This window comes from Arthrobacter psychrochitiniphilus, assembly GCF_003185915.1.
Taxonomy (GTDB): Bacteria; Actinomycetota; Actinomycetes; order Actinomycetales; family Micrococcaceae; genus Specibacter; species Specibacter psychrochitiniphilus.
Window position 1 is genome coordinate 1 of sequence record NZ_QHLZ01000008.1, and the last position, 15,590, is coordinate 15,590.

General features: G+C 58.9%; 14 protein-coding genes and 1 tRNA gene. 9 read left to right on the forward strand and 6 right to left on the reverse strand.

Annotated elements, in window-relative coordinates; translation table 11 throughout:
- Positions 1–154: 154 nt before the first annotated feature.
- The gene (locus tag CVS29_RS12890) at positions 155–910 is read left to right on the forward strand and encodes a DUF6318 family protein (protein WP_146213049.1); all 756 of its coding nucleotides are present in this window, start codon (positions 155–157) and stop codon (positions 908–910) included.
- 2 nt (positions 911–912) lie between these two features.
- Complete coding sequence (locus CVS29_RS18920; protein ID WP_218867998.1) at positions 913–1,812, forward strand: PKD domain-containing protein; 900 nt, start codon at positions 913–915, stop codon at positions 1,810–1,812.
- Between the two features lie 76 nt (positions 1,813–1,888).
- Here CVS29_RS18920 and CVS29_RS12900 read toward each other — a convergent pair whose 3' ends face one another.
- Together CVS29_RS12900 and CVS29_RS12905 are read right to left on the reverse strand one after the other, a co-directional pair.
- Positions 1,889–3,964 (reverse strand): acyl-CoA dehydrogenase family protein, encoded by a 2,076-nt coding sequence (locus tag CVS29_RS12900; protein ID WP_110106744.1) that lies wholly within the window; start codon positions 3,962–3,964, stop codon positions 1,889–1,891.
- Positions 3,961–4,728: a TetR/AcrR family transcriptional regulator gene (locus tag CVS29_RS12905; RefSeq protein WP_110106745.1), complete on the reverse strand. Its 768-nt coding sequence runs from the start codon at positions 4,726–4,728 to the stop codon at positions 3,961–3,963. The genes CVS29_RS12900 and CVS29_RS12905 overlap by 4 nt, the downstream gene beginning before the upstream one ends.
- Positions 4,729–4,793: 65 nt before the next feature.
- On the opposite strand from CVS29_RS12905, the gene CVS29_RS12910 reads away from it, so the two are divergent.
- Genes CVS29_RS12910 through CVS29_RS12920 form a run of 3 tightly spaced genes read left to right on the forward strand, consistent with a single transcriptional unit; the run spans position 4,794 to position 8,459 of the window.
- The gene (locus CVS29_RS12910) at positions 4,794–6,176 is read left to right on the forward strand and encodes an acetyl-CoA C-acetyltransferase (protein ID WP_110106746.1); all 1,383 of its coding nucleotides are present in this window, start codon (positions 4,794–4,796) and stop codon (positions 6,174–6,176) included.
- Between the two features lie 4 nt (positions 6,177–6,180).
- Positions 6,181–7,557: a 3-oxoacyl-ACP reductase gene (locus CVS29_RS12915; protein WP_110106747.1), complete on the forward strand. Its 1,377-nt coding sequence runs from the start codon at positions 6,181–6,183 to the stop codon at positions 7,555–7,557.
- Positions 7,554–8,459 carry a MaoC family dehydratase gene (locus CVS29_RS12920; protein ID WP_110106748.1) on the forward strand — a complete coding sequence of 302 codons (906 nt, stop codon included), beginning with the start codon at positions 7,554–7,556 and terminating at the stop codon, positions 8,457–8,459. Before CVS29_RS12915 ends, CVS29_RS12920 begins: the two co-directional genes overlap by 4 nt.
- 516 nt (positions 8,460–8,975) lie before the next feature.
- Here CVS29_RS12920 and CVS29_RS12930 read toward each other — a convergent pair.
- Positions 8,976–9,740, reverse strand: coding sequence for a DUF2786 domain-containing protein (locus CVS29_RS12930; protein WP_110106750.1), 765 nt, complete (start codon positions 9,738–9,740; stop codon positions 8,976–8,978).
- Positions 9,741–10,062: 322 nt separating this feature from the next.
- Positions 10,063–10,145: transfer RNA gene (locus CVS29_RS12935), tRNA-Leu, on the reverse strand.
- 190 nt (positions 10,146–10,335) lie between these two features.
- Here CVS29_RS12935 and CVS29_RS12940 point away from each other — a divergent pair.
- Entirely contained in the window at positions 10,336–11,640 is a 1,305-nt protein-coding gene (locus tag CVS29_RS12940) for a M20/M25/M40 family metallo-hydrolase (protein ID WP_110106751.1), read from the forward strand.
- An 11-nt stretch (positions 11,641–11,651) separates the two neighbouring features.
- Entirely contained in the window at positions 11,652–12,809 is a 1,158-nt protein-coding gene (locus CVS29_RS12945; protein ID WP_110106752.1) for an acyl-CoA dehydrogenase family protein, read from the forward strand.
- A gap of 100 nt (positions 12,810–12,909) precedes the next feature.
- On the opposite strand, the gene CVS29_RS12950 is transcribed toward CVS29_RS12945, so the two are convergent.
- Positions 12,910–13,149 carry a DUF5703 family protein gene (locus CVS29_RS12950; protein WP_110106753.1) on the reverse strand — a complete coding sequence of 80 codons (240 nt, stop codon included), beginning with the start codon at positions 13,147–13,149 and terminating at the stop codon, positions 12,910–12,912.
- Between the two features lie 129 nt (positions 13,150–13,278).
- On the opposite strand from CVS29_RS12950, the gene CVS29_RS12955 reads away from it, so the two are divergent.
- The gene (locus CVS29_RS12955) at positions 13,279–13,587 is read left to right on the forward strand and encodes a hypothetical protein (RefSeq protein ID WP_110106754.1); all 309 of its coding nucleotides are present in this window, start codon (positions 13,279–13,281) and stop codon (positions 13,585–13,587) included.
- Between the two features lie 78 nt (positions 13,588–13,665).
- On the opposite strand, the gene CVS29_RS12960 is transcribed toward CVS29_RS12955, so the two are convergent.
- Entirely contained in the window at positions 13,666–14,601 is a 936-nt protein-coding gene (locus tag CVS29_RS12960) for an aldo/keto reductase (protein WP_110106873.1), read from the reverse strand.
- 92 nt (positions 14,602–14,693) lie between these two features.
- On the opposite strand from CVS29_RS12960, the gene CVS29_RS12965 reads away from it, so the two are divergent.
- Positions 14,694–15,530, forward strand: a complete 837-nt coding sequence (locus CVS29_RS12965) for an undecaprenyl-diphosphate phosphatase (protein WP_110106755.1) — start codon at positions 14,694–14,696, stop codon at positions 15,528–15,530.
- Positions 15,531–15,590 lie beyond the last annotated feature (60 nt).

Consider the following 15,590-nt stretch of genomic DNA (forward strand, 5'->3'; position numbering starts at 1 on the left):
CCACATCACCAACACCCCTGTGGAGGAAACAACACCGCCACCACGGCCGTCGAGATCCGGAAAGCGGACCACTGACTACCGAATTGGAGTCTGTCAGCCAGAGTAGAGGGCGCCCAGAACAGTTCAATAGCTGGGCTGTGGATAACGTGGTGGCGTGTCAGGCGGCTGCACTGTATTTTGGAACCAAGCCAACCGCAACGACTTCAACGGGGAAGCCGCTGTCAGGCAGCAGACTTGGGGGCAGGCGATGCGCCACACTGAAGGTGGACGTCCGGGCGGGCGTCGAGCCATTCTGGGGCTGTCAGTAATAAGCATATTGATCTTGGTTGGTTGCTCATCAGCACCGAAAGAAATGGCAACCAGCTCACCAGGGGCGCCCACTGTTGTCGGCAGCCAACCGGCCATCACCTCGGAACCAGCACCGACTCCAGCTGTCTACAAACCCGCTACGGACAAAGGTCCTGCCGAAAACGTACCTGTCCCAGTTTTGCCTGACAAGGCCACAGAGTTTACCAAAGACGGGCTGATTGCCTTTGCTGAATACTGGTACTCAACCCTTGGTTATGTCTATGAGACTGGCGGTTCTGGACCGATGATGGAAATTACTGAACCCGCTTGTAAGCCCTGCATATTTGTCAATCAACCGATCGCGGAATTGTATGAGAGTGGAGGCTGGATTGCTGGTGGTCGGATGACAGTGCATCAGTCAACGGCGTCTTTCGAGCAGACACCCGACGGGACCTACCAAGTCATCCTCATGATTCAGCAGGCGCAGGTTCGGGCCTATGATGCAAACAAGATTCTGCGGAGTGAGCGCCCTCAAGGTGGCGCGCGGGCCAACATCGTGGTCGCAAGATTTATAGACAACCACTGGCAAGCCCAGACAGCCGAAGCGGTTGCAAAACAGTGATCATGAAACGTTTCCTAGCGACTTCACAACAAGCAATGTTGATAATCTCGATTGTTCTTCAGCCGCCAATTGGGCTGGCATTGGGTGAGATTGACATTCCGAACTGGGACGATTCAGATCTCGTCACCGAGGGATGGAACCCGTCCGGAGGTGGAGACTATTTGGAGCAGACTCCGTCGGCAGGTCCAGCAGATCCCTTTCTCTACGAGGCCCGGGTTGCTTGTACCTCAGGCGATTCCGCAGTGTTTCCGGAATGTGCTGCCGTAATGCCAGAATGTGGCGGCGGCGATGGTGGAGAGCCTGGAACCGTGGTCTATTGGTATTCGACATTAAAGAATGCTGCCCAGAAAGTATGGGCATTTCATTCTGGTCCTGTGTGCATCTTTGGCGAAAAGCCGAGGGATTTACTTGCCGAGATTGCAGGCCAGATCGCTCACGAATTTCAGCGAACCCCAATAGCCGCGGCAGAATTCGGCAGCCAGCCCGGCCCTCATACCCTCCGCGGGAAGGAAACTAACGTTTGGGCTGCGGCGAAAACGCAGACATTCAACCTGAGCATGCTGGGCCAAAACGTCACCATTACTGCTACGCCTGCGGGCTACACCTGGGATTACGGCGATGGTACAACTTGGGGCCCGACGCCCATCCATGGGGCGCCACTACATGCCGACCGCATCGGTGAACAAACACAAACCAGCCACGTCTACACCGAAACTGGACGGCTGACAATCGGACTCACAACACACTTTAATGGCAGCTACTCGGTCAATGGTGGCCCGGAACTACCCATCCCCGGCCAGGGAAACATCGCCTCCCCAGCACTGCCGCTCACTGTCTGGCGTGCCGAAACCCACCTCTACGCCGACGATTGCATTGTCAACCCCCACGGCGTCGGCTGTTAGGGCACGCCCCAAACAAAACTAACCCCAGCAAGACGTACGGCGGCGGAATCAACCCGCCGCCATACGTCACAGACAACTACTTCTTGGCGGCAGTCTTTGCCCGCTGGATCAAAATCTTCTCATCTATAGGACCATCTGAGCTGGCACGCAGCTTACGGTAGTAGTCGCGAGCTTCATCTTGGCGCTCACGCTCAATTCCCGTGGCGATGGTGGCGCGCAGGTGTTCTGGACCGTAGCCGAAGGCATCCACCAGATCCAGTGCATGCGGCCGCAACTTGCTAAGCACTCGGTTAATATAAGGGGCAAGGGTGCGGGCGCGCAACATGGAAATTCGGCCGTTCATCAAGTACCAGTCCAGGTGCTTTTCAATCAAGGACAGGCCAAAAAGGTCCCGCAGGCGCGTCATAACCCGCTTGGTTCCCGGATCAGAAATCCTGCCAAGTGCTGCCGTGAACGATTCCCACTGCAACAGTTCAGCATGGGCCCGGGCAGCTTCAATGAGATCATTCTGGTGGTCATTGAATATCTGTGCACCCTTATCCTTCGGCTGCTTCGCAGCTTCCTTCAAAGCTCCAGCAACTTCGGCCACCATGGTCTGCACCCGGTCAGCCAGCATCTGGTGCTGTGTACCGGCATCTTTTAGCGCCTTGGCCGACTTTTGAGCGGAACCCGTGTCAGAAACAAACTGCGCCACCTGACGCAGGCCTGTCTTGTTAAGGGTCAGATCAGCGGCCGCTCCAGCCACGAAACGAGCAAGAACGCCGAAGTCCAGGTTACGGAACTCCTTGCTGTAGTCAGCCAGAAGGCGCTTGGCCACCAACTGCAGAAGTACCGTGTTATCGCCTTCAAAAGTGGCGTAAACATCAAGGTCTGCCCGCAACGAGGTAAATCGGTTTTCCGCCATAAAGCCAGCGCCACCGCAGGCCTCGCGGCATTCCTGCAGCGTCTCCAAGGCGTGCCAGGTGGTCAGTGATTTGTAGGCGGCCGCGAGAGTCTCCAGATCCTGCCGGTCTTCGTCGGTGTCATGCGCACCGGAGAAAACATCATTGAACTTCACCAGAAGATCCTCATGGGCGAACGCGGCCGCGTACGTAGTTGCCAGCAGTGGCAATAGTCGGCGCTGGTGGCGCTGGTAATCCAGCAGCACTACTTCTTCAGTGTCTGAGGCTGCGTTGAATTGACGGCGTTCAGTGGCGTACTGAATGGCGATCTTCAAGGCAACTTTGGAAGCAGCAACGGCTGCACCGTTGAGAGAAACACGGCCCTGGACCAAGGTGCCCAGCATGGTAAAGAAGCGCCGGCCGGGGCTTGCGATGGGGGAGCTGTAGCTGCCATCGGGGGCCACATCGCCATAGCGGTTGAGCAGGTTGGTGCGGGGGATGTGAACGTTGTCGAAAGCGAGCCGCCCGTTGTCAATGCCGTTTAGCCCGCCCTTGATGTTGTCATCACGGCCCTGTATTCCGGGTAGGAACTCCTTGGTTTTGGGGTCGCGCAGGTCAACGTAGAACGCATGCACTCCGTGGTTGACGCCCTTGGTGATGAGCTGGGCAAACACCACGGCAGCAATACCGTCTACGGCCGCGTTTCCGATGTACTCCTTCCACGCAGCGGCGAACGGCGTGTTGATGACGAACTCCTGGCTCGAGGCATCATAGGTGGCAGTGGTTGCGATGGAGGCTACATCGGAGCCGTGCCCAATCTCCGTCATGGCGAAAGAGCCGGGGATGTCCAGATTCATGATGCCAGGCAGCCATTTGTCCTGGTGCTCCTGATTACCCAAGTGCAGTACTGCGGAGCCGAAGAGGCCCCACTGGACGCCGCCCTTGATTTGCAGGGACGGGTCGGCAATGACGAGTTCCTCAAAGCCGGCAACATTGCCGCCATGGTCATCGCTACCGCCAAGACGGGTGGGGAAAGCACGGTGGACGCCGTTTTGTTGCACCAAAATGCCTAGCTGTTGGAAGACCCGTTTGCGGTGCTCGGTGTGAGTGAGCCCCTCAATCTTGTGGAGTTCCGGGTTCCCTGCCAAGGCGCGGGCTGCAAGACGAACATCGGCCCACTTGCCTAGGAGTAGTTCACCCAGCGCGGCAACATCGACGCCAGCGTCGCTGTTGTTGGCTGCGGGCGAAAGCGGATTCATTGTCTGCGTCATGATTTTCCTTCTGCTGCTGTTGTTGAACGGTGAGGGGGCGTGAGGGGGACAAGCTGCCCCACGCCGTCGAACAGCCAGGCCGAAATTTGCCCAGCCATGGTTGTGAAATCTGGCTTGTTGTCAAGATCCGGGGTCTGGAGCCACAATTCCCCTGCCGTGCGCACCATGCCTATGGCTGCTTGGGGCCAGTAATCCACCAGCGGGGAGTTGGGATCGCCCAGCAGATGCCCCATCGGCTCGGTGATCATGGCCGTGACGCTGTCAAAGAACCCCGTCAACTCACCAGAGGGCCGGGCTTCACCATCGTCTGGAAGCGTGGCAAAGAAGTAGACGTTGGGGGAGGTCTGCGCCATTTGAAGGTAGGCGGAAATCATTGCGGTCACCCCTTCGCGGGGGGAGCTTGCACCTTGGCGGGCCGCGGCAATGGTTTGCTGCATCTGCCGGATCACTACGGCTCCCACAGCGTGGCGCAACCCTGACTTATCGCCAAAGTAGCGGTAGAAAACAGACTTTGACGTTCCTGCCGTGACGGCTATCTCCTCCATGGAGGCGTCTGCCCCCAGCCTGTGGATGGCCCGGCGGGTTGCCTGAATCAAGGAACGACGGCGTTCCTCACGGTGGGATTCCCATCGCACCGAACGCCCGTCGAGGGAGGCGTCAGCGGCCTTGGCAGGTCCGGGCAAGGAGGAGTCCGCGGAGCAGGCCAAGGAAGAAGGCGAGGAGGAGTGGGAGGATGCTGTTGGCTCTTGCTGTAACGAGTTCACGATACTCAGCGTATCAGGTACGCTGAGTATCAGTAACAATCGGTGTCCCCGTAGAAGAGAGCCTCATGACAAACCACTCAGCAGCAGAGAATCAGCATTCCGTTGACACGAAGCATGGAGCAAAGGTGGCCTCTGCCCCCACGTCCCGTGCTGCCCTGCGTAAAGCAGTAGTTGTTGGTGGCAATCGAATTCCCTTCGCACGTTCGGGCGGCGCATACTCGCATTCCTCTAACCAGGACATGCTGACAGCTGCCCTAGATGGTTTGGTGGCCCGGTTTGGTCTGGCTGACGAGGAAATTGGTGAAGTTGCCGCCGGCGCAGTACTGAAACATTCACGAGACTTCAACCTCACCCGGGAAGCCGTACTGGGTTCCGCACTATCTGCAACCACCCCTGCCTATGATCTCCAGCAGGCCTGCGCCACAGGAATGGAAGCCGTGATTGGACTTTCCAACAAGATCAAGTTGGGTCAGATTGATTCCGCCATTGCCGGCGGGGTGGACTCTGCCTCGGATGCACCCATCGCCGTCAGCGAAGGTCTACGTGCCATCCTGCTTGATCTGAACCGTGCCAAGACCATGGGGCAGAAGGCCAAGATCATCAGCCGCATCCGGCCCAAGGATCTCTCCCCGGATGCACCCTCCACTGGTGAACCGCGCACGGGACTTTCCATGGGTGAGCATCAGGCACTCACCACGGCACAGTGGAAGATCAGCCGCGAGGCCCAGGATGAGCTCGCCCTTGCCAGTCACAAGAACCTTGCGGCAGCCTATGACAACCACTTCTTCGATGACCTCATCACGCCCTTCCGCGGACTGAACCGTGACTCCAACCTGCGCGCCGATACCAGCATGGAGAAGCTGGCCAAGCTCAAGCCGGCCTTCGGCAAGTCCCTCGGGGATGCCGCGACCATGACGGCAGGGAACTCCACCCCGCTGACTGACGGTGCCGCAACTGTGCTGCTGGCCTCCGAGGAATGGGCCACCGCACGCGATCTGCCCATTCTGGCTGACATCGTTGACGGCGAGGCGGCGGCAGTCGACTTTGTCCACGGCAAGGACGGGCTGCTCATGGCTCCCGCGTTCGCGGTCCCGCGCCTGCTGGCCCGCAACGGATTGACGCTAGCCGACTTCGACTACTTTGAAATTCATGAGGCCTTCGCCGGTACTGTCCTTTCCACACTGGCAGCGTGGGAGGACGAGGAGTTTAGCAAAACCCGTCTGGGCTTAGATGATGCCTTTGGTTCCATTGACCGGACCAAGCTCAACGTCAACGGGTCCTCGCTGGCTGCGGGTCATCCCTTCGCCGCCACAGGGGGGCGCTTGGTTGCCTCGCTGGCTAAGATGCTCCATGAACGCGGTCAGGTGGATGGCCGCCCGGCCCGCGGCTTGATATCGGTCTGCGCCGCCGGCGGCCAAAGCGTTGTCATCATCATGGAAGGGCGCTAATTCCATGAACCCGCACAATAAGACTTCGCGACCGCAGCAAAATTCAGACAAGTACACAGAGTTTGTCAGCCGTGGCCTGGGTAAGGATCTGGCAAAGCGTTTGGGTTTGCCGCAGCCGGCCATCCTGCGGCGGTATTCGCCTCTTGCCCCGCTGGTTGAGGGCCCCATTCTGGTTGTTGGCCAAGGAGCAGGGGCCGACGCCGTTGCAACAGTGTTGCTTAGCTGGCACCAAGATGTTCGCCGGCACACCGCGCCCAAGGAAAAGTTGGGCGCCATCGTGGTGGTCTTGGACGAGCTGGGGCATCCTGAGCAACTTTCCGCGCCCATGCTCAGCGTCGCCGCGGCCTTGCGTGGCCTGAACCGGAACGCCCGGGTGGTCAGCATCTCCCGGCAGGCTTCCAGCACAGACACCCCCGCAGTTGCCGCGGCACGCAACGGGGTGGACGGAATTGTGCGCTCACTGGCCAAGGAACTGCGTGCCGGGGCCACAGCCAATGGGATTGTGCTGGCAAACGGTATTGCAGCGGACGCACCCAGTGCCATGTCGGCGCTGCGTTTCTTCCTTTCGGGCCGCTCGGCATTCGTTGATGGACAGTTCCTCACTGCATCCTGCGCAGGATCCGTCACCGAACCGGATTGGACCAAACCACTGACCGGATCCGTTGCGGTGGTCACGGGCGCGGCCCGGGGCATTGGCGCAGCAATTGCGCGGACACTTGCCCGCGACGGTGCAACCGTTTTCGTCGTCGATGTGCCAGCAGCTGGAGATCACCTGGCAGCGGTTGCCAATGAGATCCATGGCACGGCACTGCAGCTGGATATCACTAGTGCTGACGCCGGGGAGCGCATCTTAGAACACGCCATCTCCCGCTACGGGCGCCTGGACATTGTGGTGCACAACGCCGGAATCACCCGGGATAAGTTGTTGGCCAATATGGATGGTGCCAAATGGGACTCCGTCATCGCCGTAAATATTGCCTCGCAACTGCGCATGAACGAGGTGTTCCTCGCCAGCCCGGCGTTTGGTAACAATTCACGGATCATCAGCGTTGCCTCCACCAGCGGTATTGCCGGGAACCGGGGTCAAAGCAACTATGCGGCGTCGAAGGCAGGGGTTATGGGCATGGTCTGGTCTACTGCGCCGTTGTTGGCCGAACGCGGAGGTACGGTGAACGCCGTCGCACCTGGATTCATTGAAACGGAGATGACGGCGAAGATTCCCTTCGCCACACGGGAAGTTGCCCGGCGCCTGAACAGCCTTCAACAGGGCGGCAAACCCGGTGATGTTGCCGAAGCGATCGCCTTCTTTGCGCAGCCCAACGCTGCCGGTGTCACGGCGAATGTGCTGAGGGTGTGCGGGCAGAACTTGGTGGGGCAATGAGCGAGGAAACGTTGTTGACAGAGATGCCATCGCTGTCCAAGCTTTACATCAATGCTGCTGCTGCTGCGGCTAAATCCAAGCTGCTCCGGGCCCAACCCGTTGTGGCGTTGCCGTCTCGCGCTGTGGAAGTCCGCGGTGTGCAGGCCAACCTTGCCAAGGTCACAGAGTTTGCCCACCTGATGGGAGAGCCGGCCCGTGATGTGTTGCCCTCCGGCTATTTGCACGCACTGGTGTTTCCCGTGGCCATGTCCGTCATGGTCCAGGAAGACTTTCCGCTGCCACTATTGGGAATGATTCACCTGCGCAATCAGGTGGAACAGCTGGCTCCCGTGCTCTTCACGGATAAGTTGACCGTCCGGGCCTGGGCGCGGGATCTGAGCGGTCACCGAAGCGGTACTCAGGTGCAGCTCGTGAGTGAAATCCACACTGCGGACGGTACGGAATTGTTGTGGCGGGGAATTTCCACGTACCTGGCCAAGGGTGTTTTCCTGCCTGGGCTGGACAAGCCGACGGCCGCTCCCATGCGGGAGGACTTTGTGCCGCCAGCACCCACCGCAGAGTGGCGCCTGGGCGTTGATACGGGGCGTGCCTATGCAGCGGTATCGGGCGATTTCAACCCGATCCACCTGAGCGTACTGACGGCCAAGGCGCTGGGCCTGCGGCGCTCCATAGCCCATGGCATGTACGCCGCGTCCCGCGTTCTGGCCACGGTTCCGAGTTCCAAACCGCATTCCTTCAGCTGGGACATCAGCTTTGACTCGCCCATCTTCTTGCCTGCCACCGTCGCCTTAGAGGTCCTTGACCGAGAATCTGAGGATGGTCTCTGGCTGGGCTCGGAGTTCACCGCATGGAACGCCCGCAGCACCAGACGCTTCTTCAGCGGCACCGTAACAGCTGACTAAAGGCTTGTTGGCTCCTGATACGGGTAGGCTGCAATGATCCCCTGAATCCGCTCGACGGCGGACTGGTCCAGGCCACTGGGGGAGACCCCATTCCAGGCCTGGACCGCCACCTCACCAAAATTGTGACAGTGACGGGCTGGAACAGCCTCTCCCATGAACATGTCAAAGGCCACCTGCAGGGTCACCGCAGCAAGGGCAGCTGCCTGAGCAGTGAGTACGGAGGTGGCAGCGTGCGTGGCGTCTGAAGCCTGAGTAGTGTGGCCAGCCTGCTGGGCCCGCCGCTGCTGGAAGGTATCCTCGGTTCGCCACAGCTAGGACGCAGCACGATACGCCAGCCTAAAAGCTCAAACCGCCAGGAATCCTTGAAAGAGTGCCTGGCGTGGGACAAGAGGCGGTGTGAGGGCCAGAGCCACGGCAGCTACGGACGCAACGAACCCGGCAATCCGAGCTGAGCTACAGTGCGCCATGGGTGGTTGCCTTCTGCTGCCTGATGAATGTCGTGGCTAGCCTATCTTTTCAGCTTTCTAAAGTGCGGCGGCCGGGCGCACCTACGGAGCTGTTGACTCTTGCCAAGGTGCCCGCGTAACTGCCTGCTGAATGGGCGCTGGGGGAGCCCATTGACATGGTGTGGCGGCGTGCCGGGCGAATCGCCGGGTACAACACGCTGACATGCTCATCTGCACGGTCACGGCGGCTGCTCAGTACCAGTTCATTGCCGGAGCCGTCCGTTGCTACCTCGGCACTGTAAATGGACTCAATCCTGCCAGCAACTGTCATAAGAAAACCCAGTTGAAATTGCCTGCGCTCCAGAGTCTTTTCATGGGCGCTCAGGAAGTCCTTGTTCAGATATGAGATCCACCAGTTCGTCATGGCTGATTCCACTTGCAGTCGTAACGAAACCAAGAGCCGCACAATCTGCGCCACATCGGATTCGGCTCCGATCAGGTAAAGGACTTTTTTACTGCTACCAGTGGCCTGCAGGACCCGGACAGTATTAAACGCCAAGGCGATCATGGTGAAACCGCGCGCCTGACCCACCCGGTACTGGCCAGAAAATTCCACCCGCTCTTCCACCATGAGCTCTTGTGGCTTGCCTGACTTTCCGGCTTCTGCATCGATCGTGGCCTGCTCTATTCCGTAGCGGACCATGAGCCGTTCGGCATGTTCTTGAAAAGCCTGGGCTTCGGCGGGGAAGGGCGTGTTGGCGGCCTTGGCGAGCAACTTGGTGATGAGTTTGAGGGTTTTCTCCGCCTTGCGGCCCGGTTCCTGTTCCGTTTTCATGAGGAGGCTCCTTGTGCTGGGGCTTTTGCCCTGGTGTTGGGCCGTGAGTACCTGGTGTGCCTGCGGTCCAGGAAACGGTGGACGCTTCCTTACCTGGGACTCTAGCGAGAGGCACTGACATTGAAAGCATGAAAGTAAAAAGGATGAAAGCAAAAACTATGAAAGCCACAGCAGGGAAGCCAGTGATGCCAGTGATGCCACCCAACTTCAGCATGGTGACGTTCGGCACATAGCTACCTTCTCTGGGTAGTTGGCTACTGACCCTGTTTTTGGGCAAACAAAAAGACTCCCTGAGAACCGTGGTTCCCAGGGAGTCTGTCAGTGCGCGGAAAGGGACTTGAACCCTCACCCCGTTTCCAGGACTAGCACCTCAAGCTAGCGCGTCTGCCATTCCGCCACCCGCGCAGGTGATCGCAGGAATCTGATTCTTACTCTCGTTTGAATCGTTGTTCCCTGCAGCAGCGATGAAAACAATAGCACGACTTTTGCCAGAAACAACAATCGAGTCCTGCCCTACGGTTTTGGGGCACGCCGGGAGCTAGAAACGTCACAAAAGGTAGGCTGGATCAAACGCACCAGTCAGAGGAGTTATGCCGTGAATACCGTCAGGCCCGAGGATGAAGTTGCAGGCATCTGTGCCGATCTCATTCGCTTCGACACCAGTAACTACGCCGACAATGAAGGTCCGGGGGAGCGGGCCATTGCCGAGCATACCGCGGTGCTCATCTCCGAGGCCGGACTCGCACCGGAGTTGTATGAGTCCTCACCCGGGCGTGCCAATGTGGTCACCCGAATTGAAGGAGAGGACTCGTCCCTTCCGGCACTTGTGGTGCACGGGCACTTGGATGTGGTTCCGGCACTGGCCGCGGATTGGAGTGTGGACCCTTTTGGTGGTGAACAGCGGGACGGGCTGATCTGGGGTCGGGGTGCCGTAGACATGAAGGACATGGACGCCATGATCCTTTCCGTCATGCGGTCTATGGGCCGTGAAGGCCGCAAACCCAAGCGTGACATTGTCTTTGCGTTCTTTGCCGATGAGGAAGCTGGCGGCACTTACGGGGCCCGCTGGTCCGTTGACAACCGTCCGGACCTCTTTGAGGGCGCCACGGAAGCAATCTCCGAGGTGGGCGGCTTCTCTACGGAGATCAATGGTCAGCGCGCGTACCTGCTGCAAACGGCGGAAAAGGGTCTGGCCTGGCTGCGTCTGACCGCCCACGGCAGGGCAGGGCACGGCTCCCACATCAATACGGACAACGCGGTGACCCGGTTGGCCCGTGCCGTCACCCGGATTGGTGATTACACCTGGCCCATCGAGTACACCGACACCACCCGCGCATTCCTTGAGGGCGTCTCGGAGCTGACAGGCATTGAATTTGATGAATCAAACCCGGACACCTTACTAAGCCAGTTGGGTACTGTTTCACGCTTTGTGGGCGCAACCTTACAAAATACTGCCAACCCCACATTTCTTTCCGGAGGTTACAAGGCCAATGTGATACCCGGCACAGCCGAAGCCATGATTGACATCCGGACCCTGCCGGGCCAACACGAACAGGTTCTGGAAATTGTGCGCGAACTGGCAGGAGAGGGGATCGATATTTCCACTATCCACAATGATGTCTCGCTCGAAACACCGTTCGCCGGCAACCTTGTGGACGCCATGATTGACTCCCTTCACGCTGAAGACCCGGGCTCCACGGTCCTGCCGTACACGCTCTCCGGCGGCACTGATAACAAGTCGCTGAGCCGCCTGGGGATCACCGGTTATGGCTTCGCCCCGCTACAACTGCCCCCGGAACTGGATTTCACCGGCATGTTCCACGGAGTGGATGAGCGCGTCCCCGTCGATTCTTTGAAATTCGGCGCCCGCGTCCTAGACCGTTTACTCAGCACCTACTAAGAAAGATCACCATGAGTACGCAGCTGCACGAACTACTGCCGGACGATTTACTGGAGCGCTTCCGTGACCGCGCCAAAGGGTACGACGAGCGTAATGAGTTCTTTCATGAGGACTTGGTTGAGCTGAAAGCGCAGGGTTATCTGCGCATGTTTGCCGCGGAGTCCGACGGCGGACTCGGCTTTGGCTTGGAAGCGGCGGCGGCCGCGCAACGCAGATTGGCGACGGCGGCCCCGGCCACCGCTTTGGCGATCAACATGCACTTGGTGTGGACCGGCGTCGCCCACCTTCTACACGAGCGTGGGGATAACTCACTCCGCTATGTGCTGGAGGAGGCCGTGGCCGGGGAGGTGTTTGCCTTTGGCAACTCGGAAGCCGGCAACGATTCGGTGCTTTTTGATTCCAATACGGTGGCCGCACCTCTGAGCGATGGCAGTTATTCCTTCACGGGGACCAAAATCTTCACCTCGCTCTCCCCGGCCTGGACCCGTCTAGGCATCTTCGGCAAGGATGAAACGGGAGAAGCGCCGGTGCTGGTGCACGCCTTCATCACGCGGGAAACACCCGGCTACAGCATCAAGGATGACTGGAACACGCTGGGCATGCGAGCCAGCCAATCGTGCACCACGGTGCTTGAGGGTGCCACCGCCCCGGCGGACCGCGTGTTCAGGAAACTGCCTGTGGGGCCCAACGCTGACCCGCTGATCTTTTCCATCTTCGCCTGCTTTGAAACATTGCTGGCCGCCGTCTACACGGGGCTGGGGGAGCGGGCGCTGGCGATCGGTGTGCAGACGGTACACAAACGCCGGTCCAAGAAAACGGGCAAGAGCTACGCGCAAGATCCCGATATTCGCTGGCGCATTGCTGACGCAGCCTTGGCGATGGACGGGCTGTATCCGCAGCTGGAATCTGTGGCCCGCGACGTGGACCAGTTAGTCAATCACGGCAGCCAATGGTTCCCAAAAATGGTGGGGCTGAAAATCCGTGCCACGGAAACCGCGCGCACTGTGGTGGATCTAATGATCCGTGTCAGTGGTGGTAACAGCTACTTTGCCGGCAATGAACTGGGCCGGCTGTACCGGGATGTTTTGGCGGGAATGTTCCACCCCTCTGACGATGAATCCGCCCACAGCACCATCGCCAACGCCTGGCTGGGACCGGTGGAGGACTAGAAACCGGCAATTCAGAGGCTGGTGCAGTTCATCAGTGCCTAGTGCAGCTCAGAAATTGAGCGCAGGGAATGCTTGCAGCCGTTGCAAGGGTGGTGCGTGCTTAATAAATGTTGAGGGTCCGTTCCACCCTCAACACCTTGCGGCGCATCACGTATTTACGCTGTCCACCCATGTACAAGGTGCTGCGCGCCAATTCCCACTGGCCATATTCTGCATGTTCACGCAGGCGCTGGTAAGCGCCGGGGACTGATTCACCCGGGGTTAGCGTTATCTCGAGGTATTCGTAATGATGCAGGGGAGCCCCGCGCCCGGCAGGGGCTCTCTTGAGATTTTCACGCATGAACAGACCTTCCTCTGGGCCGTGACGGCAGCTTGTATATCCCAAGCTACCCTTTGCCGCGCTCAGAGGAAGGCCTCCACCCGGAATAAGGACTTTCAAGTTCCCTAACTCACTGGTACCGTCAAACGCATGAGCATCGATCCCCGCACAGCACTTAGTGCACTGACCACAGCCTTGGAAGAACACTTGGTGGCTGCATCAGCTCGCCGCGGGGAGGAAGATCCCATTGTTGAAGCAACGTTCCTAGGCATTATTGACGCCTTTGAAGCCTACGAAGAAGCTCTCTTCGACGCCTTCGATGAAGTGACGCCCCTTGTGATCTACGGCGAAGACGGCGATGACGGCGAATTTGACGACGATGATTTCGACGGCGACGGTACCAGTGACAACAGCGACAACGGTTCGGACTCAGCGCAGAACGGTCCCATCAGCGACTAGAGCCTTATTCGGCTGACTTTAGTGCGGCTGGATTGGGAGCGGCTGACTTTAGTACAGCTGACCGGGGGCAAGCACCCGTTAATCCTGCCGGGAAACTTCACAGAGGACACTTACTATTTGTTCGGGCAGCTGATCCAGTGACGAGCTCAGAATGTCCTGGAGTTGTTCTTGTGTGCGCGGGCCAACCACGGCGGAGGCAACGGCGTGGTGCTCGAGGAGCCAGGCCAGCGCCACATCAACGGGTGAGCGGCCCAATCCTTGAGCGGCCGTCACCAGCGCGTCAGTGATCCAAACCGGGCGGCCTTCCAAATACTTTTCCACGTAGCTGGCCATGGTGCTGCTGGCTCCGCGTGAGTCAGCTGGAATCTGGCCACGGTACTTTCCGCTCAGGACACCGCGTCCCAGTGGAGCCCAGCACAAGAGCCCTGCGCCCACGTGCTCTGCTGCGGGAATGATTTCCGCTTCTGCCTCCCTCGCCACCAGGGAGTACTCCACCTGGTTGGCCACTATTGTGGCCTCGGATAGGGACGCGGCGCGTGCCAGCTGCCAGCCGTTGTAGTTGGACACTCCCGCATAGCGGACACGTCCGCTGCTGACAGCAAATTCCAGGGCGCCAAGCGTCTCTTCCAACGGAACGTTCTCATCCCACACGTGCGCCAACCACAAATCCAGGTGGTCCGTGCCCAACCGCGCCAATGAGGCATCCAGTCCGGCCAGCATTGCACGGCGTGAGGTATCCACCATACGTCTGTCATTGCGGTGGCTAATGCCTGCCTTGGAGACCAGGACAACATCGCTGCGCGGGACTACATCGCCGAGCAACTCGCCCAGAATTGCCTCACTGCGCCCCTCAACATAACTGACGGCAGTGTCCAGCGTGGTGCCCCCGGCGTCGATGAAATCGCGTAGTTGTGCCCGTGCCGTATCAGCGCTGGTTTCATTTCCCCAGGTCATTGTGCCCAGTGTCAGGGCAGAAACGCGCAGTCCGCTGGTGCCCATGAATCGTTGTTCCATAGCTGCAAGCTTACGGTGAATTAGCTGTGTGAATTGCCCGGCCCGGCGCCCCTTGGCCGCCACGGCCCCGCACATGCTCTAGGCTAAAACCCGTGAACTGGTTTGAAGCTGCCTTCTTAGGCCTTGTCCAGGGCCTGACTGAATTCCTCCCGATTTCCTCAAGCGCCCACCTCTTTGTTGTTGGCAAATTCCTGCCCTCCGACGCCGATCCTGGGGCGGCCTTTACGGCTGTCAGCCAGTTGGGCACGGAAACTGCAGTGTTGCTGTACTTCTGGCGCGACATCGTGCGCATCATCAAAGCCTGGTGGGGTTCGCTGCGGGGGCGGGTGCCGCGCACCGATCCTGACGTCCGCATGGGCTGGTTGGTCATTATTGGCAGCCTCCCCATTGCAATTTTGGGTGTGGTGTTTCAAAGCCATATTGAATCCACGCTGCGAAACTTGTGGCTGGTTGCCACCACCCTCATAGTCTTTGGCCTGTTTCTGGCGGTAGCTGACCACGTGGCCAGCCAGAAACGTGGGCTCAAGGATCTGAGCTACAAGCACGGCATCCTGTACGGCTTTGCCCAGGCGCTGGCCCTGATTCCCGGGGTTTCGCGCTCAGGCGGCACCATCACGGCAGGCCTGCTCATGGGATACACCCGCGAGGCGGCGGCGCGTTACGCATTTTTGCTGGCCATTCCCGCAGTCTTTGGCAGCGGCTTCTATGAGCTGTACAAGATTTTCGGTAAGCATGAGGGTGCGGCGGGCCCTTTTGGCATAGGCGAAACAATCCTCGCTACGGTCATTGCGTTCGTTGTGGGATATCTCATCATTGGCTGGTTCCTCAAGTACATCTCAACCAAAAGCTTCCGGCCCTTTGTTTGGTACCGTATTGGGTTGGGTTTGCTGTTGTTTATCCTCCTAGGTACCAACGTCATTACCCCCTAACATCCTGACAGTTTTGGGAAGCCGCCGGGGTAGTTCACAGCAAGCTTCGTGTTGTTTGTA